The organism is Sphingomonas sp. IC-11 (assembly GCF_021043365.1).
In the GTDB taxonomy this organism is placed as follows: domain Bacteria; phylum Pseudomonadota; class Alphaproteobacteria; order Sphingomonadales; family Sphingomonadaceae; genus Sphingomonas.
The window spans coordinates 80,126-103,097 of the sequence record NZ_JAJNDU010000002.1 but is presented as its reverse complement, the minus strand read 5'-3'; the positions used below and the strand labels follow the sequence as shown (position 1 = coordinate 103,097).

Annotated in this window: 22 protein-coding genes and 1 other annotated feature; of the genes, 12 read left to right on the top strand and 10 right to left on the bottom strand. The window is 64.5% G+C overall.

Going from position 1 to position 22,972, the window contains the following annotated elements; genetic code table 11:
- The first annotated feature begins 72 nt into the window (after positions 1–72).
- The 5 genes from ku to LQ954_RS09105 all read left to right on the top strand — a co-directional run bounded on the left by ku (position 73) and on the right by LQ954_RS09105 (position 8,411).
- On the top strand, positions 73–984 hold the full coding sequence (gene ku, locus LQ954_RS09125) for a non-homologous end joining protein Ku (RefSeq protein ID WP_231022830.1): 912 nt from the start codon (positions 73–75) through the stop codon (positions 982–984).
- 41 nt (positions 985–1,025) lie between these two features.
- Positions 1,026–3,527 (top strand): DNA ligase D, encoded by a 2,502-nt coding sequence (gene ligD, locus LQ954_RS09120; protein WP_231022829.1) that lies wholly within the window; start codon positions 1,026–1,028, stop codon positions 3,525–3,527.
- A 221-nt stretch (positions 3,528–3,748) separates the two neighbouring features.
- Entirely contained in the window at positions 3,749–6,229 is a 2,481-nt protein-coding gene (locus LQ954_RS09115; RefSeq protein ID WP_231022828.1) for a circularly permuted type 2 ATP-grasp protein, read from the top strand.
- Between the two features lie 23 nt (positions 6,230–6,252).
- Positions 6,253–7,137 (top strand): transglutaminase family protein, encoded by an 885-nt coding sequence (locus tag LQ954_RS09110; RefSeq protein WP_231022827.1) that lies wholly within the window; start codon positions 6,253–6,255, stop codon positions 7,135–7,137.
- Positions 7,138–7,217: 80 nt separating this feature from the next.
- Entirely contained in the window at positions 7,218–8,411 is a 1,194-nt protein-coding gene (locus tag LQ954_RS09105) for a multidrug effflux MFS transporter (protein WP_231023025.1), read from the top strand.
- Positions 8,412–8,464: 53 nt separating this feature from the next.
- Here LQ954_RS09105 and LQ954_RS09100 read toward each other — a convergent pair whose 3' ends face one another.
- The 6 genes from LQ954_RS09100 to LQ954_RS09075 form a co-directional block, all read right to left on the bottom strand.
- The gene (locus tag LQ954_RS09100; RefSeq protein WP_231022826.1) at positions 8,465–8,695 is read right to left on the bottom strand and encodes a hypothetical protein; all 231 of its coding nucleotides are present in this window, start codon (positions 8,693–8,695) and stop codon (positions 8,465–8,467) included.
- Between the two features lie 131 nt (positions 8,696–8,826).
- A complete protein-coding gene (locus LQ954_RS09095; protein ID WP_231022825.1) occupies positions 8,827–10,311 on the bottom strand; it encodes a SulP family inorganic anion transporter in 1,485 nt (494 codons plus the stop codon).
- 65 nt (positions 10,312–10,376) lie between these two features.
- Positions 10,377–10,432, bottom strand: a sequence feature (sul1 is cis-regulatory element that is thought to sense ions involved in sulfur or methionine metabolism; They are found in Alphaproteobacteria).
- 50 nt (positions 10,433–10,482) lie between these two features.
- On the bottom strand, positions 10,483–11,244 hold the full coding sequence (locus tag LQ954_RS09090) for a ZIP family metal transporter (protein ID WP_227771884.1): 762 nt from the start codon (positions 11,242–11,244) through the stop codon (positions 10,483–10,485).
- Between the two features lie 71 nt (positions 11,245–11,315).
- Positions 11,316–11,708, bottom strand: coding sequence for an acyl-CoA thioesterase (locus LQ954_RS09085; RefSeq protein WP_231022824.1), 393 nt, complete (start codon positions 11,706–11,708; stop codon positions 11,316–11,318).
- Complete coding sequence (locus LQ954_RS09080) at positions 11,705–12,265, bottom strand: DedA family protein (protein ID WP_227771886.1); 561 nt, start codon at positions 12,263–12,265, stop codon at positions 11,705–11,707. Before LQ954_RS09080 ends, LQ954_RS09085 begins: the two co-directional genes overlap by 4 nt.
- Before the next feature lie 34 nt (positions 12,266–12,299).
- A complete protein-coding gene (locus tag LQ954_RS09075; protein ID WP_231022823.1) occupies positions 12,300–14,360 on the bottom strand; it encodes a S9 family peptidase in 2,061 nt (686 codons plus the stop codon).
- 266 nt (positions 14,361–14,626) lie between these two features.
- Between LQ954_RS09075 and LQ954_RS09070 the strand changes: the two genes are divergently transcribed.
- The gene (locus LQ954_RS09070; RefSeq protein WP_231022822.1) at positions 14,627–15,556 is read left to right on the top strand and encodes a DUF808 domain-containing protein; all 930 of its coding nucleotides are present in this window, start codon (positions 14,627–14,629) and stop codon (positions 15,554–15,556) included.
- Positions 15,557–15,642: 86 nt separating this feature from the next.
- Here the strand turns inward: LQ954_RS09070 and LQ954_RS09065 are convergent, their stop codons facing one another.
- Positions 15,643–16,563, bottom strand: a complete 921-nt coding sequence (locus LQ954_RS09065; protein ID WP_231022821.1) for an ABC transporter ATP-binding protein — start codon at positions 16,561–16,563, stop codon at positions 15,643–15,645.
- A gap of 80 nt (positions 16,564–16,643) precedes the next feature.
- Between LQ954_RS09065 and LQ954_RS09060 the strand changes: the two genes are divergently transcribed.
- The gene (locus LQ954_RS09060) at positions 16,644–16,874 is read left to right on the top strand and encodes a zinc-finger domain-containing protein (protein WP_231022820.1); all 231 of its coding nucleotides are present in this window, start codon (positions 16,644–16,646) and stop codon (positions 16,872–16,874) included.
- Positions 16,875–17,071: 197 nt separating this feature from the next.
- The gene (tldD, locus tag LQ954_RS09055; RefSeq protein WP_231022819.1) at positions 17,072–18,496 is read left to right on the top strand and encodes a metalloprotease TldD; all 1,425 of its coding nucleotides are present in this window, start codon (positions 17,072–17,074) and stop codon (positions 18,494–18,496) included.
- 2 nt (positions 18,497–18,498) lie between these two features.
- On the opposite strand, the gene LQ954_RS09050 is transcribed toward tldD, so the two are convergent.
- Entirely contained in the window at positions 18,499–18,771 is a 273-nt protein-coding gene (locus LQ954_RS09050) for a CcdB family protein (protein ID WP_269142268.1), read from the bottom strand.
- A gap of 21 nt (positions 18,772–18,792) precedes the next feature.
- Positions 18,793–19,038, bottom strand: coding sequence for a type II toxin-antitoxin system CcdA family antitoxin (locus tag LQ954_RS09045; protein WP_231022817.1), 246 nt, complete (start codon positions 19,036–19,038; stop codon positions 18,793–18,795).
- Between LQ954_RS09045 and LQ954_RS09040 the strand changes: the two genes are divergently transcribed.
- The 4 genes from LQ954_RS09040 (at position 19,037) to LQ954_RS09025 (ending at position 21,710) form a co-directional block, all read left to right on the top strand.
- Entirely contained in the window at positions 19,037–19,645 is a 609-nt protein-coding gene (locus LQ954_RS09040) for a pyridoxamine 5'-phosphate oxidase family protein (protein ID WP_231022816.1), read from the top strand. The genes LQ954_RS09045 and LQ954_RS09040 overlap by 2 nt on opposite strands.
- Before the next feature lie 43 nt (positions 19,646–19,688).
- On the top strand, positions 19,689–19,889 hold the full coding sequence (locus tag LQ954_RS09035) for a putative signal transducing protein (protein WP_227771895.1): 201 nt from the start codon (positions 19,689–19,691) through the stop codon (positions 19,887–19,889).
- Between the two features lie 132 nt (positions 19,890–20,021).
- Positions 20,022–20,360 carry a P-II family nitrogen regulator gene (locus LQ954_RS09030; protein ID WP_066781918.1) on the top strand — a complete coding sequence of 113 codons (339 nt, stop codon included), beginning with the start codon at positions 20,022–20,024 and terminating at the stop codon, positions 20,358–20,360.
- 12 nt (positions 20,361–20,372) lie between these two features.
- Positions 20,373–21,710 carry an ammonium transporter gene (locus LQ954_RS09025; protein WP_231022815.1) on the top strand — a complete coding sequence of 446 codons (1,338 nt, stop codon included), beginning with the start codon at positions 20,373–20,375 and terminating at the stop codon, positions 21,708–21,710.
- Between the two features lie 179 nt (positions 21,711–21,889).
- Here LQ954_RS09025 and LQ954_RS09020 read toward each other — a convergent pair whose 3' ends face one another.
- Positions 21,890–22,840, bottom strand: a complete 951-nt coding sequence (locus LQ954_RS09020; protein WP_231022814.1) for a retropepsin-like aspartic protease — start codon at positions 22,838–22,840, stop codon at positions 21,890–21,892.
- Positions 22,841–22,972: the final 132 nt, after the last annotated feature.

Here is a 22,972-nt window from a genome sequence, read left to right as displayed (position 1 = left end):
GCACCGTACATATTGCGGAACGACTCCCCGCGCCGGGATTTGAATCGGCCTCGCAACGACAAAGGCTCCATCATGCCCGCTCGCGCATATTGGCAGGGACAGATCCGCCTCGCGCTAGTCTCGATCCCGGTCGAGATCTACTCGGCGACCAAATCCGGTGCCGCCGTCAAGTTTCGCCAGATCCACGAGCCGACCGGCAAACCGATCCACTACGAGAAAGTGGCCGAGGGCGTGGGGCCAGTCGATCCCGACGACATCATGAAGGGCTTCGAGATTGAGAAGAACGAATATGTCCTGCTCGACCAGGATGAGATCGACTCGGTGAAGCTGGAGTCCAAGAAAACCCTTGAACTCACCCAGTTCGTCGATGCGAGCGACATCGACGTTCTCTATTACGAGAAGCCGTATTTCGTCGTGCCGGCTGATGACCTTGCGGAAGAGGCATTCATCGTCCTGCGAGAGGCGCTCAAGCGCACCAAGAAAGTCGGGCTCGGCCAACTCGCCATGCGCGGGCGGGAATATGTCGTCAGCCTGAAGCCCTGCGGCCGTGGCATGATCCTCGAAACGCTCCGCTACGCCGACGAAGTCAATCGAGCCCAGAGCTATTTTCGTGAGATCCCAGATGAGAAGCCCGATAATGAGCTTCTGGAACTCGCCGAAGCGCTGATCGAAAAGAAGAGCGCCGCCTTCGATCCGCAGGAGTTCCACGATCGGTACGTGGACGCGCTGAAGGACCTGATCGAACGCAAGCGCAAGCAGAAGTCGAACCGCAAGATCATCGACGAGGATGAAGGCGGTGGCCGATCGGCGTCCAACGTCGTCGATCTGATGGCAGCCTTGAAGAAGTCGATGGAGAAATCAGGCGGCGCGTCGTCATCGACAAAACCGGCGGCGAAGAAGGCGCCCGCGAAGAAAGCGCTGGCCAAAGATGCGCCCGACAAGGCCGCTTCCACAAGGAAACCGGCCGCAAGGAAGCGCGCCTGAGCCGCTTTCCGGCGCCCCCCTGCCTGCATCGAGGCTGAAACATGAGCACCGATCCTCTCGCGCTATACAACGCCAAGCGCGATTTCGCGAAGACCGCAGAGCCGGCGGGCACATTGGCGCCGGGCAATGGCAACAGCTTCATCGTTCAGAAGCATGACGCGACGCGGTTGCACTGGGACTTTCGCCTGGAGCTGGACGGCGTGCTGAAAAGCTGGGCCGTCACCCGCGGGCCCAGCCTCGATCCCAACGAAAAACGTCTCGCCGTACGGACCGAGGATCACCCGCTTGGCTATGCCACTTTCGAGGGCACGATCCCGAAGGGGGAATATGGCGGCGGCACCGTCATGTTGTGGGATCGCGGCACCTGGTCCGTCATCAAGGGAAAATCGGCCAAGGATCTGGAAAAAGGGCACCTCCACTTCGTCCTCGATGGCGAGCGAATGAAGGGCGAATGGCTGCTGATCCGACTGAAGCCACGCGGCAGGGAGAAGCGTGAAAACTGGCTGCTTCGCAAGATCGACGATGCCTATGCAGGCGGGACAGACATGCTGGTGGAGACCGGCCTGACAAGCGTCGCCACCGGCCGAACCATGCAGGAAATCGCCGACGACAAACCGGCCCGTCTGAAACAGTCGAAACGAAGTGAGACGGGAGCGCCCAAAGCAGCGAAAGGCGCTGCAAAGGCAGGTTCCGGGAAACCGCGACAGCGTAAGGCACGCGCGGGATCAGGCACGAAACCGCCGGCCTTTTCAGAACCCCAACTGTGCACGCTCGTGGATACCGTGCCCTCTGGTTCCGCATGGCTGCACGAGATGAAATATGATGGCTATCGCGCCCTCATCGCCGTAGGCAGCGGGACAGCCAAGGTTTACACCCGTAACGGGCTTGACTGGACTGACAAGTTTTCGGCGATCGCGGCGGCCGCTGCACAGCTCAACGTCGACAACGCACTGATTGATGGCGAAATTGTTGCCTTCAAGGATGGTCGCCCGGATTTCTCGACGTTGAAGAACGCGATCTCGTCAGGCGGGGAGATGACCTTCTTCGCATTCGACCTGCTCGAAATGAATGGCGAGGATCTTCGGCCGTTGCCCAATGTGCAGCGCAAGGAGCGGCTGCGCCCTCTCCTCCCGGGATCCGAACGCCTGCAATTCAGCGAGCATGTGATTGGCTCTGGCGAGCAGTTGTTCGAGCGCATGTGTCAGGAGGGCATGGAAGGGATCGTTTCGAAACAAGCCGACGCACCCTACCGCGGGTCTCGCACGAAAGCCTGGCTCAAGATCAAATGCACGCGGCGGCAGGAATTCATCATCGTCGGCTGGACCCGATCGGACAAGTCGCGGGGATTTCGCTCGCTGCTCCTGGGCGTGTATGAGAACGGAAAACTGCGCTACGCCGGCAAGGTCGGCACTGGCTTCTCCAACCAGCTCATGATGGAGTTGAGCGCAAAGCTGGCCAAGCTGGAGCGCAAGACACCGACTGTCGAAATTCCCAAGAACATCGGGCGTGCGGCCGTTCGCGGCGCCCGTTGGGTCGCCCCGAAGCTGGTCGCGGAAATCGCCTTTACGGAAACGACGCCTGACAACCTGCTGAGACATCCCAGTTTTCTTGGCCTGCGTGGGGACAAGGATGCAAGAGATGTGGTCATCGAAACCCCGCAACCGGCGCCCGCGGCGCCCGCCAGCAGCATCAAGGTTAGCAGTCGTGATCGCCTGATCTTTCCGGAATCGAGCGTCACCAAAGGGGATCTGGCGGATTATTATGCCGCCGTTTCCGGCATCATGCTCCCCTGGGTTGCGCGGCGTCCGGTAAGCCTGGTCCGCTGCCCACAAGGGCGGGCACGCAAATGCTTCTTCCAGAAGCATGATGCCGGATCGTTTGGCGACCATGTCCATCAAGTGCCGATTACGGAAAAGGACGGAAGTACAGAGAATTACCTGTGGGTCGACGATACTGACGGGCTTGTTGCCTGTGTGCAGATGGGCACCATCGAGTTCCATGGCTGGGGCTCCACGGTGGACCATCTGGAGAAGCCCGACCGGCTGGTTTTCGACCTGGATCCTGATGAGGGGCTCGACTTCGAGGACACCAAGAAGGCCGCCGAGCATCTAAAAAATCAGCTGGCGGAGCTTGGACTTACAAGTTTTCCGATGCTGTCAGGCGGCAAGGGCATCCATGTGGTGGTGCCGCTAACGCCCAAAGCGGAGTGGCCGGCCGTGAAGAGCTTTGCCGACCGGTTCGCACGAGCACTGGCCCAGGCAGAGCCGGACCGCTTCGTTGCGACGATGAGCAAGGCCAAGCGCAAGGGCCGTATCTTCATCGACTGGTTGCGGAACCAGCGGGGAGCCACCGCAATCATGCCCTATGCAGCTAGAGCCCGCCCAGGTGCGCCGGTGGCCGCGCCGGTATCATGGACGGAACTGCGCGAGATCAAAACGGCCGCGAACTGGAGCGTGTTGGCCTCACAGGAACTGATCGAGCGCGCCGCCAGTCGCGCGCTCGCCGGCTGGGGTGTCGCGGATCAGGTTTTGCCGGATCTTTGACCGTCAGCATTAATCATCCCGCTCGTCGGCCAAACCGATCCTGTTTCGGCGATCCGGTGGTGAACCGGAAGGGCGGGCACGAGCGCCGACGCCTTTCGGCTATGTTGTTCCGCCTCAAGCTGGCGACGAACGATCAACTCCTGGATCCGCGAGCCGGGTGGTACTTTCGTGTTGCGCAGACGTCGGGCGTCGCTACGGTCCGCGCCGCTTAGGAGCCCGGCTTGGCAACACAACCAGCCCTTTTCGGTGCCGCGACGCATGCCCGTCGCTGGGTAGACGACTACCGGGCCCATGCCGGCGCGGGCGGCGACGTGCTGTGTGCCGCCGAGGACGCGCCGTGGCTGGCGATGTTCGAAGAGTTGGCCGCGCTGGTCGGCGACGATCTTGGCCATGCGCGCGAACGGGTGCAGCGCCATGCCGCCGACATCGGCACGGGCTTTCGAATCATCGGCGAATCCGAGGAGCGGTCCTGGCCACTGTCCCCCGTGCCGCTGCTGATCGACGGTGATGAGTGGCGCCACATCGAACGCGGGATCGTGCAGCGCGCCGACCTGTTCGAGACCATCCTGGCGGATCTTTACGGCGAAGCGAAGCTGGTCGCCCGCGGGCTCGTTCCGGCAGGGCTGGTCGCGGGAAGCCCGTTCTTTCTTCGCCAATTGGTCGGCCTGAAGCCGCCGGGTGGACACCATCTGCATTTTGTGGCGGTGGACCTCGGCCGGGGCCCGACGGGCGAGTGGCGGGTGCTCGCCGATCACCTGCGGTCGCCGACGGGCGCGGGCTATGCCCTCGAAAACCGGCTGGCGGTCAGCCGCACGCTGGGCGGGCTGCAGGCGCGGCTCAACGTCGCGCGGCACGCACCCTTTTTCGCGGCATTCCGAGACGGGCTGGCCGCCGCCTGCCCACGAAGCGACCCGCGTATCGGCCTACTGACGCCGGGCCGCTATAATCCCAGCTATCCCGAGCAAGCACATCTCGCGCGCTACCTTGGTCTATTGTTGGTCGAGGGCGCCGATCTCGCGGCGCTGGAAGACAAGGTTTATGTCCGCACCATCGGCGGGCTGAAGCGGATCGATGCGCTGTGGCGCCGGCTTGATCCACGCTTCCTGGATCCGCTGGCATTCGACACCCATTCCAAGATCGGAGTTCCCGGCCTGATCGATGCCTATGCTGCGGGCAACGTGCTGCTTGCGAATGCGCCGGGAGCGGGCGTGCTGGAAGCACCGGCCTGGAATGCGTTCTTGCCGCAATTGTCTACCCGTCTGACCGGCGCGGACCTGAGCCTGCCAAACATCGCCACGTGGTGGTGCGGCCAGGCGGCCGAGCGCGCGCGGGTGGAGGAGGATCTCGCCAACCTGCTGATCGGTCCGGCGTTCGGCAGCGGCACATTGGGCCTGCCCCGTGATGCCGCGATCGCGGGGAGCGACCTGACCGATGCGCAGCGGGCCACGCTGCGGGCCGATCTAGGTCGCCGACCGCAGGATTATGTCGGCCAGGAGATCGTGCGGCTGTCGACCATGCCGGTAGTAGGCGACGAGGCGCTGGTCGCCCGCCCCTTCACCTTGCGAGTGTTCGCGGCGCGCGGCCCGGACGGGCGATGGACGGTGCTGCCCGGTGGCTTTTGTCGGATCGGCGAGCATCCCGATCCACGCGCCGCCGTGATGGGCGAAGGCAATTGGTCCGCCGATGTCGTGATCCATGGCCGCGCGCCGGTGGATCCGGTGTCGCTGCTACCGGCACCGGATTCGCATCACGTCCGGCGCAATCCCGGCACGCTGCCGAGCCGGGTCGCCGATAATTTCTACTGGCTGGGCCGCTATCTGGAGCGCGGCGAGGCGCTGCTGGCGATCATCCGGGTGATGCTGGGCAATTCCATCGATGCGGACGGCGGCGCAGCGCTGGGGCCGGACACGGTCAGTCGGCTGGTCGGCATGCTCGCGGCGGCCGGCGCGGCTCCGCTGCCGTCGGCGCTGAAGCGGGCCGACCTGACGCAGATGGCGCGTACGGCGATGGAGTCGGTTGATTCCGGCTGGCAATCCGTGGCCGAGATGAACTTGCAGGCGCGGCGGATCGGCAATGTGTCGCGCGATCGACTGTCCGCCGACATGGTGCGGCTGCTCGACGCGCCGTTTCCGACGCATCGCGGAATGCTGGATCGAACCGGATCGCTTCAGCGCCGCTATGCCGCTATTGCGGGCCTTTCCGCCGAACATATGAGTCGAACCGCTGCCTGGCGCTTCCACGATCTGGGACGCCGCATCGAACGCGCGCTCGCGACCGTGCGCGCGGCCCGCACGTTCGGCCTGCCGGGCGCCTCGCTCGATGATCTGTCCACGCTTCTGGATCTGGCGAACAGCCAGATCAGCTACCGCCAGCGCTATCTGACCGGCCTTGCCCGCGTTCCGGTGCTCGACCTAGTGGCGCTTGACCCCGGCAATCCCCGCGCCCTCGCCTTTCAGGTCGAAAGGATCTGGGAACATCTGTGCGCCCTGCCCGTGTTGCACGATGATGGTATGGCGGAAGAACAGCAGGCAGAGGCCACCGAGCTCAAGGCGATGGTCTCCGTCGCCCGCGCTGCGACCATCAATGCCGACCTGCTGGACACGACCGAGCGCCGCCTCGCCAGCCTTTCGGACGCCATTGCCCGCCGCTATTTCCTGCAAGGCGCAGAACCGCTTCGTGCGGGCGGGCTGACGCTGGCGTGAGCGAAGCCGATTTCCCGAGCAGCATGATTTACGACATCGCCCACATCACGCGCTTTGATTATGGCGCACAGGTCAAGTTCGCGCGCTGCAACTTGCGGCTTGAGCCGATCGACTGGGCCGGGCAGCGGCTGGAATCCTATATGCTGCGCGTGTCCCCCGCCGGCCGGACCACGCCGGCGCGGGCAGAGGCGGGACTTGCCAATGTCACGCGACTGACGGTGGACGAACCAGTCCGCAGGCTGACCATCGAAAGCATTGCGCGAGTCATCGTGGATCGCCTGGTGCCGGCGCCGGAGGCCGGTGATCCGACGTTGGGCGAAGTGGCAGCCATGGCCCGCAACAGCCGCGACATCTCGGCTGCCGGGCCCTCCGCCTATCTGTTCCCCTCCCCCCTTATCCCGCTGGACCGCGAGATCGCCGCGTATTGCGCGCCCGATCTCGACCCCGGCCGGAATGCGCTGGAAGCCGGCATCGCCCTTGCCCGTCGGATCCAGCGCGAGTTCGAGTTCGACACCGCCGCCACCCTGGTCGATACGCCGCCGCACGAAGCCTTCGCCAAGCGCCGGGGCGTTTGCCAGGATTTCGCGCAGATCATGATCACCGGCCTGCGCGCCGCTGGCCTGCCGGCGGCTTATGCCTCCGGCTATATCCGCACCATTCCGCCGCCCGGCCATGAGCGGCTGGTGGGAGCGGACGCAACCCATGCCTGGGTGCTGCTGTGGTGCGGCCCGGAGCGCGGCTGGGTGGGGCTGGATCCCACCAACGGGATCTGGATGGCCAGCGACCATATCGTGGTGGCGGTCGGCCGTGATTATGCGGAGATCGCGCCGGTCGACGGCGTGGTGCTGGGCTCCGGTGCGCAGGAAATGCAGGTGTCCGTGGATGTCGCGCCCGTCGAGGAAGGCTGACCGATAGCAAAGCTGTGCTTGTGCCGAGCGGCGCGCTTCCCGATAGGCACCCCATGACGTCCCATCCCGCACCCGCCGGCATGCATCCGCGTGAATTTGTTGCTTTTGTCGCCGCGGTGATGGCGGTGAATGCGTTCGGCGTGGACCTGATGCTCCCGTCATTGGCCGACATCGGTCGCGACTTGGGGGTGATCGAGGCCAACCACCGCCAGTGGATCATCACTGTCTACATGGTCGGATTCGGCGCAGGGCAGCTTGTGTATGGCCCGCTGGCCGACCGCTACGGCCGCCGACCGGTGCTTGCCCTGACGCTTGCCGGATTCGTAGGCGCGAGCATCTTCGCCGCTGGCTCGGCCAGCTTCGCCGCGCTGCTCGGCGCGCGGCTGCTGCAAGGGCTGATGTCCGCATCGACTCGGGTGCTGGCCGTCGCCATCGTCCGTGACGGATCATCGGGGCGGCAGATGGCGCGCACCATGTCCGTGGCGCAAATGATCTTCTTCCTGGTGCCGATCCTCGCCCCGTCCTTGGGCCAGTTGCTGCTTGCCTTTGGGCCGTGGCGGTTCATTTTCTATGCGCTTGGCGCCTTCGCCGCCCTGGTTCTCGCCTGGACGCTGGTGCGCCTGCCCGAGACACTGCCGGTCGCGCGGCGCGTGCCGATCTCGATAACGACGTTGCGCGCCAATTATCGGCTGACGCTCACCAACCGCTATTCGGTGGGCTATGCCATTGCCGCGTCGCTGACGTTTGGCGGGATCATCGCCTTTGTGTCGCTGTCACAGCAGATCTTCGTCGATGAATTCGGCGCCGGCGACCGCTTCACCCTGTTCTTCGCGATATGCGCCTGCGCGATGGGGGCGGCTTCGTTCCTCAACAGCCGGCTGGTTGAACGGCTGGGCACGCGGCTGATCTCGCAAAGCGCGGTGCTGGGCCTCATCACCCTGTCGATCGTGCATGTCGCGGTGATCGTGACCGGCGTGGAGACGCTCTGGAGCTATATTTTCTTCCAGGCCCTGAGCATGACGTGCATCGGCCTGTGCGGGGCGAATTTCGGCGCGATGGCGATGGAGCCGGTAGGCCATATCGCCGGCACCGCTTCGTCGCTGCAGGGCTTCATCACCAGCATCGGGGCAGTGATCGTGGGCTCTGCGATCGGGCAATCCTATGCCGGCACGACGACGCCGCTGGCGATTGGATACCTCGCGATCGGCTTTGCCGTGCTGGGCATCATCTGGGTGGTGGAAGGCGGCCAGCTCTTTCGCGCGCGCATGGGCTGAGGCGCTGGCGACCGGTGTTCAATCGTCCGGCCGCCAAATGACGGCCCGCCGCGTCAGGCTGGCTTTGAGGCCCGCAGCAACTGCTGCTCGGCATCGCTGCCTGCATCTGCCCGCGTGAAGAAGATTGGTCCTTGGTCGTTCGCGAACCCGACGCGGGCCTTCAGCGGCAGCGGGGCCGCGTCCTCGTAATCCGCCGCGGGTGCCGGCAGGATCTGCATCAACGGATCTGCTTCCTCGTAGGAAGCGTCATCTCCGTAGCGGAAGGACCCGACCGGATCGGCCATAATCGTGTCGCACTGCATGGCAGTGGTTAGGTCAGCATTGCTGCCAGATCAACCGCCATGCTGCGACCGACGATCAACTTTGCGACAAATGGAGTCGCCGATTTCTCGTCGCCCGTCGCCCGACGCACGCGTCAGTGCGGAACAGCGCCCAGTTCCACCCCGGTCTTGTCGTGCAAGGCAAAGCGATCGACCAAGTCGGCGCTTGCCTCGTTGTAACCGATCACCGCGACGTACGATCCATCGCGGCGCAGACGGGCGACGATCTTGTCGAGCGCGCCAACGGCGGAAATGTCCCAGAAGTGGGCCGCGGTCACGTCGATCGTCACCGCCCTGCCATCCTCCGGTTGGAAAGCGCGAGCAAAACGGTCCACCGACGCGAAGAAGACCTCGCCCTTGACCCGGTAGGTGGTCATCTTCGCGCCGGCCTCCCGCGTGACGGCGAACATCCGCTGCACCTTGCCGGCGAAGAAGATGCCGGAAAGCAGCACCCCGGCGAGCACGCCCTGCGCCAGATCGCGCGTGGTGACGACCACGCCGACGGTGACGAGCATCACGATCGACGATGTAGGCGGGTGACGGCGCAGGTTGGGGATCGAATTCCAGCTGAACGTGCCGATCGACACCATGATCATCACCGCTACGAGCGCTGGCATCGGAATACGGCCGACGATCGGCCCGAGCACCGCAAGCAGGAACAGCAGGAAAGCCCCGGCGACAAAGGTCGACAGGCGCTTGCGGCCGCCCGACGTGACGTTGATCACCGATTGCCCGATCATCGCGCAACCGCCCATACCGCCCACCAGCGCGGCCGCAATATTGGCGCCGCCCTGCCCCATGCATTCGCGACGCTTGTCACTGTCGGTATCGGTCATGTCATCGACGATCTGCGCCGTCAGGAGCGATTCCAGCAGGCCGACGGCCGCCATGGTGAGCGAATAAGGGAAGATGATGCGCAGGGTTTCAAGCGTGAGCGGGACTTGCGGCAATGCGAGGCTGGGAAGTCCTTCGGGCAGCTGGCCCATGTCGCTGACCGTTCGCACCGGCAACCCGAGCGCGATACTTGCCCCGGCCAGCACCAGGATGGCGACGAGTGGCGACGGCACTGCGCGGGTGAAGCGAGGCAGCAGGTAAATGATGCCGAGCCCGGCCGCGACCATCGCATAGGTGTGCCAGGTGACGCCGGCGAATTGCGGCAGCTGGGCCATGAAGATCAAGATCGCCAAGGCATTGACGAAGCCCGTGATCACCGACCGCGACACGAACTGCATCAGGAGATGCAGGCGCAACAGCCCCGCAATCACCTGAAGCAACGCCATCAGGATGGTCGCGGCAAGCAGATATTCGACCCCGTGATCACGGACCAGCGGCGTCACGACAACGGCAACGGCGGCGGTGGCGGCGGAGATCATCGCCGGCCGTCCGCCCAGAAAGGAGATCACGATGGCAATGGCGACAGAAGCATAAAGGCCGACACGCGGATCGACGCCGGCGATGATCGAAAATCCAATCGCCTCCGGGATAAGGGCAAGTGCGACGACAATCCCCGCGAGAACATCGCGGCGCGCCTCTGCGACGCTGGCGAACCATTCGGTTCGGACACGGGAAAACAGGGTCATGGGCCTGTGATGAACAACGCACACCGGCTCCCGATATGGAGCCTGGGCCGGACGAGGGATGTGCGAGTTGCCCGGCGGATCGGCGGCCGGGATAGCTACCCGGAGTTGCACCGGGTCCTTGCGATTAACAGGCGCTTAGCCGGAAGCGGCGCCGCTGTTCAAGTCCGCCAGTCAAGCGCCCGATTTGGACAGAACAAAGGCCAGCAGGAACCCGGCAACGGCGATCAGGCCCGAGTAATCGTGAGTCGTCTCCGTCGCCTCGGGGATCATGGTGTCGACCAACATCGCCAGAATGGCGCCCGCGGCCAAAGCAGTGACCGCAGCGATGAGCTCCGGCGTCGCATTGGCGAGTGCGAAATTGCCGATCATCGCCGCCAGACCGGACGCGATCGCAATACCGCCCCAGACACCGAAGACGTAGCGGGCGCTTCGTCCGGCCTTCTTCATCCCGGCGGCGCTCGACAGCCCTTCCGGCACATTCGACAGGAACACAGCGGCCACCGTGACCGCGTTGACGCCGCCGCCGTCGAGCAGGCTGATGCCGATCACAACCGATTCAGGGATGCCATCCAGCAGTGCCCCGATCGCGATCGCAGCGCCCGAACTTGCGTCCGCCCCGTGCTGGCGCTCATCGGGATTGGAGCCAGAGCGCTTGCGATGGCGCGCTCCGCGGCGCGACACGACGATGTTGGCAATCGTATAAGCGAGTGCCCCGCCCAGAAAGCCAATCGCGGTCGATGGAAACCCACCCTGCTTATAGGCTTCATCCATCAGATCGAAGGCAACGGCGGAAATGAGAACCCCCGAGCCAATCGCCATCACGGCAGCGATCAGTCGCTGCGGCAGCCTCGCGATCCAGGCGATAGCGGCCCCCAGCACGAGTGCCGATCCACCGACCGCTCCCCAGAAGCCTGCCGCCAACGCGCCCTGCATCTAACCTCGCCACTCGCCGATCGAACCACAGGTGCAACGCACCGGGGGGCGAAGCTCTCCCGAGCCGCCAATCAACCGACGAGGAACGGTGCCGCGATGTCGGGACGCACGCGAACGAGCCGGCCGCTGGCGCGGTCAAGCATGGCCCAAGTGGTGATCCCTTCCACCAGCGTGCGACCGGCTGAATCCGCGAAGCAAAAATGGCGGTTGAAACGGGCGCCGCGCGGCGGCTCAGGAACCCACGTCTTTCCGGTCGCCGACGCGCCCTCAGCCAGATTGCCGCGATAGTCGATCTCATGCCGGGTTACGACCCAGACAAAGGCGTGGCGATGTTCATCGGGCGCGACAGCCTCCCAATGCGCCACGGCAAGATCCTGGATCCAGCGCACCCATACGGCATTGTTGACGTGCCCAAGCTCGTCGATGTCCTCCGCCGCAGCCGTGAAGATCTTCGAGAAGCTCATCGTTCCTTCCACCATCGCACAAACTGAAAGATGGCAAAGCCGCTGCTTAACACCGCTACCCCCATCAGCAGGGTCTGGCGGCTGGGTCGCAGCCGGCCGGCAAGCTCGGTCACCGCCTCCCCGAACCAATAGCCGAGTGCCGTGAACAGACTGGCCCAGATCACCGCGGCAAGCGCGTTGATGGTGAGGAACGTCATGGCCGGCACCCGGCTGGTGCCAATGGCGAGCGGGCTGACGGTACGGAAGCCGTACAGGAAGCGAAAGGCGAAGATGAAACCTACAGGGTAACGCTCCAGCAGGTTCAAAGCCTTGGCGAAGGCCCGCTTCTGCATCCAACGCTGCACGAATGGCCGGTCGCGGTAACGTCGTCCGGCCGCGAAGAAGAACTGGTCTGCCAGGAATGACCCGAGCGCCCCGGCGGCCAGCGCGAGGGGCCAGGCGATCAGCCCCTGATGAGCGATCAGCCCGCCGGCGATCACTGCAGTCTCCCCCTCCAGCATGGTGCCGGCAAAAACCGCAGCAATGCCCCAGCGGGCGATGATCGCCTCAACCGTCATGGCGCGTTCTGAAATGGAGGCGCCAAGCCGCCGCTCATTCCCCCACGCCCAGCTGCCACAGCACGAACGCATGTTCCTCTGCGGCCTCGCGCAGGCTCTCGAACCGGCCCGATTTGCCGCCATGCCCGGCGCCCATGTTGGTCTTGAGCAACAGGATATTGTCGTCGGTCTTGGTCGCGCGCAGCTTGGCGGCCCATTTCGCCGGCTCCCAATAGGTCACTCGCGGGTCATTGAGGCCGCCCGAGATGAACAGGGGCGGGTACGCCTGCGGGCGCACATTGTCATAGGGGCTGTAGCTGCGGATCAGCTCGAACGCGGCAGCATCGGTGATCGGATTGCCCCATTCCGGCCATTCGCCCGGCGTCAGCGGCAGGCTTTCGTCCATCATCGTGTTGAGCACGTCGACGAACGGCACGTCCGCGATCACCGCGCCCCACAATTCGGGATCGGAATTGACCACCGCGCCCATCAGCTCGCCGCCAGCGGAGCGGCCCGCGATCGCGATCTTCCCCTGGCTGGTCCAGCCGCCAGCGATCAGGCCGCTCGCAACGTCCACGAAGTCGTTGAACGTGTTGGTGCGCTTCTCGAGCTTGCCGTCATGATACCATTGCTGGCCGAGATCATCGCCGCCGCGAATGTGTGCAATGGCATAGGCAAAGCCGCGATCGAGCAGCGAGAGCCGCCCGGTCGAGAAGCCCGGCGGGATGGCATGACCGTAGGCGCCATAGGCGTAAAGGAACAGCGGGCGGCTGCCGTCCTTCGGGAAATCGGCCGGATAGACGATCGAGACTGGCACCTCAGTACCGTCGCGCGCGGTAATGTGCAGCCGCTCGGTGCGATACTTGCCCGGGTCATAGCCGGACGGGATCTCCTGCACCTTCAGCGTCGTGAGCGTGCCCGTCGCCGTGTCATAGTCATAGACGGTGCCCGGTGTGACCATCGACTCATAGCCCAGGCGGAGTACCGTCTGGTCATGCTCAGGATTGTCGCCGAGGCCAGCGGCATAGCTCGCCTCCGGGAAGGTGATCCGCTTTCCCTTCGTGGGCGTGTCGTAACGGTGGATCGCCACCTGGTCGAGCCCGTCCTCGCGCCCTTCGACGACGAAGAAGTCACGATAGCATTCGACGCCCGTCATGTAGAAATGCTTCGATGGCGCGATCAGCTCACTCCACTCGCCCGGCGCGCTGATCGGCGCGGTGACGAGCCGCCACATCGGATCCACGTCATTGGTGTGGATGAACAAGGTGTCGCCATGCGTGTCCACGTCATATTCGCGGCCGGGCCGGCGCGGCGCGACCAGGATCGGCTCCGCCAGCGGATTGGTGGCGGGCAGCAGACGAACCTCGCTCGTTACGTGATCGCCGGTCGCGATCACGATCCAGCGCCGGTCGCTCGTCTCCGCCACCGCGACGCGGTAGCCCTCGTCATCCTCATGGTAGAGCTCAACATCCTGGGCCGGGTCGGTGCCCAGCCGGTGCAGCCGCGCATTGTCCGTCCGCCATTCCTTGTTGGCGAGGCCATAAAGGAAGCCGCTGTCATCCGCGGTCCACACGATGTCGGACAGCATCCCCGGGATCGTGTCGGGAAGCAGCGCGCCGGTCGCCAGATCCTTCACATGGATGGTGAAGCGCTCCGATCCATTGTCGTCGATCGCATAGGCGAGCTTCATGCCGTCGTTCGACACGGCGAAAGCGCCCAGCCGGAAATATTCCTTGCCCTCGGCCAGCGCCGGCTCGTCGAGCAGAAGCTCGTCCGGGCCGCCCGCGACCGGCTTGCGCCACCATTTGCGATACTGTCCGCCGGTTTCATAGGCCGTCCAGTACAGCCAGTCGCCGTCTTTCTGCGGCACCGAGGATTCGTCTTCCTTGATGCGCGCCTTCATCTCTTCATACAGCCGGTCCACCAGCGGCCGGTGCGGCGCCATCGCTGCCTCGAAATAAGCGTTCTCCGCCTCGAGATAGGCGAGCACGTCCTTGTCGTTGACGTCGGGATAATTCGAATCCTTCAGCCAGGCCCAGGGATCCGCGATCGTGGTGCCATGGGCAGTGAACTCGTGCGGGCGTGTCGCGGCGATAGGCGGAGGAGGAAGCGTCATCCTTCCTTTGTGGCGATGGCGAGCCCAGATGTCGACCGGCCGCGATTGCATGAATTGCAACCGTACGGAATCCTTTTGCACTTGCGATAGATCATGCTGCGGTGCACAAGGATCGGGCCTTTCAGGCATCCTCTCCTAAAAACTTTCATGGCCGATCCCTTGCGGGGTCGGCCCTTTTTTGTGCTCTGGGCTCCGGAACGAGTCGCTTGCCTGCGCGCTGAGCCTGAGCGATGGCGGCGGGACCATCACCGAGGGGGATTTGATACATGGCCGGTGGCCTCGTCGCGCTGCTCGACGACATTGCCGCACTCGCAAAGCTGGCCGCGGCGAGCCTGGACGACGTTGCCGGTGCTTCGGCAAAGGCCGGTTCCAAAGCGGTCGGTGTCGTCATCGACGATACGGCGGTCACGCCGCGCTATGTCACTGGCCTGTCGCCTGCACGCGAATTGCCGATCATCTGGAAGATCGCGCTTGGCTCCTTGCGCAACAAGCTCCTGTTCCTTTTGCCCGCAGCGCTGATCCTGTCCGCCTTTGCACCATGGGCGATCACCCCAATCCTGATGGCAGGCGGCGCCTTTCTCTGCTTCGAAGGGGCGGAGAAGATCATCGGGGCGCTGAGTGGCGAGGATCACGGCCAGGAAGCCTGTGAGATCACCGATCCCAAGCAGTTGGAGGATCGCCAGGTCGCGGGCGCGATTCGCACCGACCTGATCCTGTCAGGCGAGATCATGGCGATCGCGCTGGCCGAACTGTCGGGCCAAAGTATCCTGAACCAAGCGATCGCGCTGGCGCTGGTGGGCGCCGCCATCACTGCCGGCGTTTATGGGGTCGTCGCGCTGATCGTGAAGATGGATGACATCGGCATCGCGCTTGCCCGCCGTCCTGGAGCGGCGACACAGGCGTTCGGGCGCGGGCTTGTGTCGGCGATGCCGGTAGTGCTGAGGGCGCTCGGGACGATCGGCACGGTTGCGATGCTATGGGTGGGCGGGCAGATCATCGTTCACGGTCTGCACGAATTTCATCTGACGCCGCTGCCCGAATGGATCGAGCATGCCGCAGAAGGCGCGCGCCATGCACTGCCGGGGATCGGCGGCGTAGCGGCCTGGGTCGTGAATGCCGGGCTGTCGGCCATATTCGGGATCGTAATCGGCGGGGTCATCGCCGGGCTGCTTCACCTCAAACCCAAGAAGCACTGAGCGCTCCCCTGCTCGCTCACACGACAGGCGTGAGCGATGCGGTGAGGTCGGCCGCGTCTCGCGCTCGAGGGTGACCGGGAACGGCTTCAGGCGGCGCTTCGCGTCAGGCTGAGGAAAACGTCCTCCAGATCCGCTTCGCGTGTGGACACATCGACGATTGCGAAGCCGGCGCCCTGCACTGCCGCCAGCACCTCACCGGCGTTCACCTGATCCTTGGAATAGGTGATTTCCAGCGTCCGCTCGCCCTTTAGCGCGATCTTCTGGAAACAGGCCGCGTCCGGCAGTGCGGTGACATCCCGCTCGACCGTTACCTCAACGACCTTCTCCTGCGCACGGCTTAGCAGCTGACGAGTCGGCTCATTCGCGACGACCGTGCCGTGATTGATGATCGCGATCCGGTCACACAGTTCCTCCGCTTCCTCGAGATAATGGGTGGTGAGCACCACCGTCACGCCGCCGGCATTGAGTTCGCGGACATAAGCCCACAGCTGCTGGCGAAGCTCGATGTCGACGCCGGCAGTCGGCTCGTCGAGCACCAGCACGGGCGGCGAGTGGACCATCGCCTTTGCCACCATCAGACGCCGCTTCATGCCGCCGGAAAGCGTCCGGGCATAAGCGTCCGCCTTGTCCTCCAAGTGCACCGCCCGCAGCAGTTCCATCGAGCGGCGCTTACCCTTGGGGATGCCGTAGAGGCCAGCCTGGATCTCCAGCGTTTCGATCGGCGTGAAGAACGGATCGAACAGGATCTCCTGATTGACGATGCCGATCGACGCCTTGGCGTTGCGCGGATGGGCATCGATGTCGAAGCCCCAGATCGACGCCGAGCCGCTGGTCTTGTTCACGAGGCCGGCGAGGATGTTGATCAGCGTCGACTTGCCGGCGCCATTGGGGCCTAGCAACCCGAAGATCGTGCCCTGCGGGACATCGAAGCTCACCCCGTCAAGCGCGCGCTTGCCCCCCTGATAGGTTTTGCAGAGATTGCGGATGGCGATGGCGGCGTCTGTCATGGTGCGACGGGTTAAGCCGGCACGCGCGCGAAATCCATGGGGCGATTGATCGTGCCCGGCGGCCTTGCTAACGCACCGCCATGTTGCCGCCGCCTCAGATCAGCCGTGTTTCGCACCACCGCGTCGCCTGTGATGGCGCGCATGACGGTATTCCCGCCGCGCTCGGCCACCCGCGCGTGTGGCTGGAAATCTCGGAACTGGGCTATGTTGACTGCGGCTATTGCGATCGACGCTTCGTGCTGATCGGTGGTCCCGCGGACGGCGTGGATCAGGGCGACCTGCGCGATCACGGCGACGGCGCCGGCCGCTAAGCCCCCGGCGAATGCTCGCGGGACGACCCCGCGTCCGCCGCTCCGCGGCGGGGTAATCTGCGGATTTATTCCCGCCACGCTTTTTAGCTCGTCCCGGTATCTGTCCCGGAGCGCTGGCGACGTCATGGCTGGCGGAGAAGCGCGCTGTCGGCGACGGAAGCTTTGCTTGGGCGCGCGGACGCCCTACATCTAGCGGCATGACCGCTGCTGACCCCCGCTCGTTCCTGTACCGCGACTCGCTCGATCCGGATGCCGCCAAGGCACTCACCGCCGATGCCCTCGGCAAGGCGGACGATGGCGAACTGTACCTTCAGTACAAGAAGTCGGAGGCGTTCGGCTTTGACGACGGGCGGTTGAAGACAGCCAGCTACGACACGCATTCCGGCTTCGGCCTGCGCGCGGTGTCGGGCGAAATGACCGCTTTCGCCCATGCCAGCGAGCTTTCCGAGGCAGCGATCAAGCGCGCGGCCGAGACGATGCAGCTGATCGACCCGTCGACGGGCGCAAAGGCACCGCCGCCCGCCGGGACGAACCAGCGGCTCTATACCGATGGCGATCCGCTCGACCTCGTTCCTTTCGCCGACAAGGTGAACCTGTGCCAGACGATCGACGCGGCTGCGCGCGCGCGGGATCCGCGGGTGGCGCAGGTATCCGTCGGGCTGTCCGGCACGTGGAGCGTCGTCGAGATCGTCCGCCCCGACGGCTTTGTCGCCACGGACGTTCGCCCGCTGGTCCGGCTCAACGTGTCGATTGTGGTCGAACAGAACGGTCGTCGTGAGACCGGTACGTTCGGCATCGGCGGCCGCTATCTTTACAACTCATTGTTCGACGAGACCACGTGGAACCGCGCCATTGACGAGGCGCTGGCACAGGCGCTGGTAAACCTCGATTCGGTCGCGGCGCCCGCCGGCGAGTTGACCGTCCTGCTCGGGCCGGGCTGGCCCGGCGTGCTGCTGCACGAGGCGATCGGCCATGGGCTCGAGGGCGACTTCAATCGTAAGGGCACCAGCGCCTTCTCCGGCCGCATCGGTGAGCAAGTCGCGGCGCGCGGGGTGACGGTGGTGGACGATGGCTCGATCCGCGATCGCCGCGGCTCGCTGACGATCGATGACGAAGGCACGCCCACGCGCGAGACGATCCTGATCGAGGACGGCTTCCTCAAGGGCTATATGCAGGATCGCCTCAACGCGCGCCTGATGGGCGTCGAGCCGACCGGCAACGGGCGCCGCGAATCGTTCGCGCACGCCCCCATGCCGCGCATGACCAACACGTTCATGAAGGCCGGCAACGATGATCCCGCGGAATTGCTGAGCCGCGTCAAGAACGGCATCTTCGCCAAGTCCTTTGGGGGCGGCCAGGTCGATATCGTCTCGGGCAAGTTCGTCTTCTCCTGCACCGAGGCGTACAAGGTGGAGAACGGCAAGATCGGCGCCCCGATCAAGGGCGCGACGCTGATCGGCGACGGCCCAACGGTGCTGACCAAGGTGCTTGGCGTCGGCAACGACTTCGCACTCGACGAGGGCGTCGGCATGTGCGGCAAGGGCGGGCAGAGCGTGCCCGCGGGCGTCGGCCAGCCCACGCTGCTGGTCGGCGGATTGACGGTGGGCGGCACCGCCGCCTGACGTCAGGCGATACCGATCAGGATGTCGATCGCGCCGGTTATGCGAAGATGGTCGCGGTCGAACGTGGTGACACGGCTTCGTAGCTCGGCCGTCCTGATCGTGCCGGCGAGTTGCGTGGCGACAACCGGCGTCTCGCCATTGACGTCCACCTCAGGGTTGATCCGCGAGTTTGGGGGTGCGCCGGTCCCGCACGGCAGCAGCGGAATCATGAACCGCGTGCCGATGTCGCTGAGAAAATCCGCCTCACAGTCGACGACCGGCGCACCATTGCTCAGGATACACGTCGAAGCTTGACTTCAGAACATTCGATACCGCTCGAGCGGCAGTTCATTGCTCTCGACCCACGCACGATGTGCGTCGATCCATGCCTTGTTCTCTTCTTTCCGCGCCGCGTTCCGCGCTTTCTCGGCAGCGCGTCGGCTTGCCTCTTCGCTGACCTGCGACAAAATCACGCCGGCCTTTCGTGCTGCGGCGACGATCCCGGTGTCGATCGACATGTTGACCGGCGCGCGCTTGCCCGAAGCGATCGGATCGTGTCTCATGCGCATGAATTATGCGCGTGCGCATGATGCGTCAGCGAACGGAGCATCCACCGTGGCCGAGTTCTTCCCCGCCCTCACTGAAGCGCATCGCACGTTCGTTGAACGACAGCCGGTGTTCTTCGTCGCCACTGCGGCGGAAGGGTCGCGGATCAACCTCAGCCCCAAGGGCATGGACAGCTTCCGCGTGCTCGACGACCGCACCGTCGCCTATCTGGATGTGGTGGGATCGGGCAACGAGACCAATGCGCATCTGCTCGCGGACGGGCGGATCACCATCATGTTCTGCGCCTTCGATCAGCCGGCGTTGATCTTCCGCATCTATGGCCGGGGGAGGGCCGTGCTACCGCAGGACGACGAGTGGAGCGCACTTTACGCCCATTTCACCCCGCTGCCGGGCACGCGCCAGATCTTCGTCATCGCGATCGATCAGGTGCAAACGTCGTGCGGCTGGGGCGTGCCGCAGATGACGCTCGATCGCCCGCGTGACACGCTCAACAAGTATAACGCCAAGTACAGCGACGAGGAACGCCTGAATTACTGGCGCGCCAGCGATGGCAAGAGCGTCGACGGCCTGCCTACGCGCCTGCCGGATGCGTTGCCCGGCTGATACGGGACTGGCACGAAGCCGGTCGCGGCTCGTTCTTTATCGCATGAGCCTCGTCGAACTCGGCCGTTACGATCGCAACCTGGCCAACATCCTGGTCGCGCGCCTGGAGAGCGAAGGCATCCTTGCGCTTGCCTTTGATGCCGGCGCGTCCATTGCGGACGGCAGCTGGTTGCTGATCCCCGTCCGCGTGATGGTCGACGAAGATGATCTCGATCGCGCGCGACAGGTGGCAGACGGTGCCTGATTATTGAGCAACTGCTCGCATCTGCACAAAAACTGATGCGTACCAAACCTCGTTACGCCCCTGTTTCTGCCTGTGCAGCACTTGGCACGGCCATTGCGATGGCTGTTTCCGGGACAACGGGAAGGGGGCGCGATGAAACTGGTCATAGCCATCATCAAGCCGTTCAAACTGGACGAGGTGAGAGAAGCGCTCACCACGATCGGCGTAGCGGGAATGACGGTCACGGAGGTTAAGGGGTTCGGGCGGCAGAAGGGCCAGACCGAAATCTATCGCGGGGCCGAATACAGCACCAACATGGTGCCCAAGATCAAGATCGAGGTCGTCTGCGCCGCCAACCTGGCGGACCGGGTGGTCGAAGCAATCCAGTCCTCGGCCAACACCGGCGCCATCGGCGATGGCAAGATCTTCGTCCTCGATGTCGGCCAGGCGGTGCGCATCCGCACCGGTGAAACCGACGATACGGCGCTCTGAGGGGGGATGACCATGAACCGAACATTGAAAATGGGCGGCGCCCTCGGGCTCGGCGCCGCCGCATTTGCCGCCCTGCCGGCCTGGGCGCAGGAAGCAACCGCTGCGGCCCCCGTGCCGAACAAGGGCGACACGGCCTGGATGATGATCTCCACCGTCCTGGTCATGACGATGATCGTGCCGGGGCTCGCGTTGTTCTACGGCGGTCTGGTTCGTACCAAGAACATGCTGTCGGTGCTGACGCAGATCCTGGCCGTGGCCAGCTTCGCCATGATCATCTGGGTGATCTACGGCTACACCATGGCATTCGGCGACGGCGGCAATGCCTTAATCGCCGGGTTCAACAAGCTGTTCCTCGCTGGCGTGACCCCGGCATCAACCGCCGCGACCTTCACGGACGGCGTGGTCATCCCGGAATATGTCTTCATCGCATTCCAGATGACATTCGCGGCGATCACCGTCAGCCTGGTGATTGGTGGCCTGGTCGAACGCATGAAGTTCTCAGGCCTGATGGTTTTCGCGCTCATCTGGTTGACGATCGTCTATTTTCCGATCGCGCACATGGTGTGGGCGGGTAATGGCCTGCTCTTCAACTGGGAGCCAGCCGCGCTCGACTTTGCCGGCGGCACCGTCGTCCACATCAATGCCGGCATCTCGGCGCTGGTGGGCGCGATCATTCTTGGCCCACGGCTCGGCTACAAGACGGACATCATGGCCCCGCACTCGCTGGTCATGACACTGATCGGTACTGGCCTGCTGTGGGTGGGCTGGTTCGGCTTCAACGCTGGCTCGGCGCTGGAAGCAAACGGATCGGCCGCGCTGGCGATGATCAACACCTTCGTTGCAACCGCCGCGGGCGTCCTTTTCTGGATGCTGACCGAGCGAGCGCTGGGCCACAAGGGTTCGCTGCTCGGCGCCTGCTCGGGTGCCATCGCCGGCCTCGTGGCAGTAACGCCGGCGGCCGGAAACTCCGGCCCGTTCGGTGCCATCCTGCTGGGCGCCGTGGCCGCGATCGTGTGCGCCTATTTCGTCGTGTCGGTGAAGCCGAAGCTGAACCTGGACGACTCGCTTGATGCGTTCGGCATCCACGGTCTCGGCGGCATCGTCGGCTCGATCGGCACCGCCTTCACCATGCTTCCGGGGCTCGGCGGGCCTGGCGCCGCCGATTATGCGCTCGGGCCGCAGCTAGTGACGCAGATCATCGCAGTGGTCATTTCCGTGGTCTGGGCAGCTGTCGGATCCGGCATTGCCTTCTCGGTTGCCAAGGTCGCGACCGGGCTGCGTGTCAGCGAAGAGGTGGAGCGCGAAGGCCTCGACCTCGGCGAACATGGCGAGCGCGCCTACAATTATTGACGAGATTGGGCGCCGGTTGCGGCCGGCACCCAAACGATGTTCCTCCTGCGGACGCACTAAGGCCCGGTACGAAAGTACCGGGCCTCTTTTCGTAGTCGGTTGGCCGCGCAGATAAGCCGAGGAGCAGAGAAGCGGCCTGTTTGCGGATCAAATTGGCCTTCAATCGCGCAGTCCTGGCCTCAGCCGCGCCGCGCACCGCCACGCGGCAAGAGCAGCCGCAATTCGCGGTTGGCAAAATCGATCTGCACGCGGGTGAACAGCTTCAGCACATCCATGCCAAGCATGATGGCGGGCTTGTTCTCCAGCCCGAAGGCACGAAACGGCGGCACGTCCGCGAAGGCGACGGGCATGTCGTGAATCTCCGCATCGCCGATCTTCACCAGCCCGACGGTGCCGTAATCGGCGATCAGCTGACCACCGGTGACGCTGACAAGCGTGATCGGCGTGACCTTGCCGCGCTTTGCCAGGCGTTTGCGCAACGCCATATTGCCCATCGATACGACGCTGCCGGTGTCCAGGATCACCCTCACCCGCTCACCACCGACCCTGGCGTCGGTCACGACAAGCTGCCCGAACAGGCTGCGGGCCTGAATGACGATTTCGTCGGGCGCACGGCGCACACGCTCGCCGCGCTTGCGCGCGGGCTTCACCGTCATCTGCTGATTGTCGAAGTCGATCAGGAGCGCATGGCCCTGAAGCGCATCGATACCGAGCATGCCCGGCGCGCCGAGATGCGCGGCGGCGAGTGCCGGCGCCTCGATCCGTTCGCCGCCCAAAGTGCTGACCGAAATGGAGGGGATCACGACTGTGCCCACGTTCTGGGTCCCCGTCATGCCGGTGAGCCGCACCGTCTGCCCACTCGGCAGGCCGAGCGTGCCGGCAAGCTCCCGGCTGATCACCGTGCGCTGCGCCCCGGTGTCGATGATGAACGGAAACGGCCCGGCGCCGGCGATCTGGACGGGCACCGTCATGCGCGGGCCATCATGATCGAAGCCGAGTTGCTCCTCCAGCGCAGCGTCGCCGAGCGGATCGCCGGTCGTTTGTGTGATCGGCGCCGGCGGCGTGACCGGCTGCTGCGGTGCCGAATTGGCGAGCAGCGCGATCAGGGGCAGAGCAAACCAGCGACGCATAGGGGGAGGAAGCGCCCGATCCGGTCCTTTGTCAATGGCGTTGGTGGCAAGACGCATAGCGGGGGACGGCGCCTCAAACTTGCGGACATGCCCGAGGCAAGTGAAGCCGGCTGCGGCGTTCCGGCAGGCGGG

What these genes read in the sequence shown, in the direction of transcription:
- ku (WP_231022830.1), top strand. Translation starts at nt 73, where the DNA reads ATGCCCGCTCGCGCATATTGGCAGGGACAGATCCGCCTCGCGCTAGTC.
- ligD (WP_231022829.1), top strand. Translation starts at nt 1,026, where the DNA reads ATGAGCACCGATCCTCTCGCGCTATACAACGCCAAGCGCGATTTCGCG.
- LQ954_RS09110 (WP_231022827.1), top strand. Translation starts at nt 6,253, where the DNA reads ATGATTTACGACATCGCCCACATCACGCGCTTTGATTATGGCGCACAG.
- LQ954_RS09105 (WP_231023025.1), top strand. Translation starts at nt 7,218, where the DNA reads ATGCATCCGCGTGAATTTGTTGCTTTTGTCGCCGCGGTGATGGCGGTG.
- LQ954_RS09100 (WP_231022826.1), bottom strand. Translation starts at nt 8,695, where the DNA reads ATGGCCGATCCGGTCGGGTCCTTCCGCTACGGAGATGACGCTTCCTAC.
- LQ954_RS09095 (WP_231022825.1), bottom strand. Translation starts at nt 10,311, where the DNA reads ATGACCCTGTTTTCCCGTGTCCGAACCGAATGGTTCGCCAGCGTCGCA.
- LQ954_RS09090 (WP_227771884.1), bottom strand. Translation starts at nt 11,244, where the DNA reads ATGCAGGGCGCGTTGGCGGCAGGCTTCTGGGGAGCGGTCGGTGGATCG.
- LQ954_RS09085 (WP_231022824.1), bottom strand. Translation starts at nt 11,708, where the DNA reads ATGAGCTTCTCGAAGATCTTCACGGCTGCGGCGGAGGACATCGACGAG.
- LQ954_RS09080 (WP_227771886.1), bottom strand. Translation starts at nt 12,265, where the DNA reads ATGACGGTTGAGGCGATCATCGCCCGCTGGGGCATTGCTGCGGTTTTT.
- LQ954_RS09075 (WP_231022823.1), bottom strand. Translation starts at nt 14,360, where the DNA reads ATGACGCTTCCTCCTCCGCCTATCGCCGCGACACGCCCGCACGAGTTC.
- LQ954_RS09070 (WP_231022822.1), top strand. Translation starts at nt 14,627, where the DNA reads ATGGCCGGTGGCCTCGTCGCGCTGCTCGACGACATTGCCGCACTCGCA.
- LQ954_RS09065 (WP_231022821.1), bottom strand. Translation starts at nt 16,563, where the DNA reads ATGACAGACGCCGCCATCGCCATCCGCAATCTCTGCAAAACCTATCAG.
- LQ954_RS09060 (WP_231022820.1), top strand. Translation starts at nt 16,644, where the DNA reads ATGTTGCCGCCGCCTCAGATCAGCCGTGTTTCGCACCACCGCGTCGCC.
- tldD (WP_231022819.1), top strand. Translation starts at nt 17,072, where the DNA reads ATGACCGCTGCTGACCCCCGCTCGTTCCTGTACCGCGACTCGCTCGAT.
- LQ954_RS09040 (WP_231022816.1), top strand. Translation starts at nt 19,037, where the DNA reads ATGCGCATGAATTATGCGCGTGCGCATGATGCGTCAGCGAACGGAGCA.
- LQ954_RS09045 (WP_231022817.1), bottom strand. Translation starts at nt 19,038, where the DNA reads ATGAGACACGATCCGATCGCTTCGGGCAAGCGCGCGCCGGTCAACATG.
- LQ954_RS09035 (WP_227771895.1), top strand. Translation starts at nt 19,689, where the DNA reads ATGAGCCTCGTCGAACTCGGCCGTTACGATCGCAACCTGGCCAACATC.
- LQ954_RS09030 (WP_066781918.1), top strand. Translation starts at nt 20,022, where the DNA reads ATGAAACTGGTCATAGCCATCATCAAGCCGTTCAAACTGGACGAGGTG.
- LQ954_RS09025 (WP_231022815.1), top strand. Translation starts at nt 20,373, where the DNA reads ATGAACCGAACATTGAAAATGGGCGGCGCCCTCGGGCTCGGCGCCGCC.
- LQ954_RS09020 (WP_231022814.1), bottom strand. Translation starts at nt 22,840, where the DNA reads ATGCGTCGCTGGTTTGCTCTGCCCCTGATCGCGCTGCTCGCCAATTCG.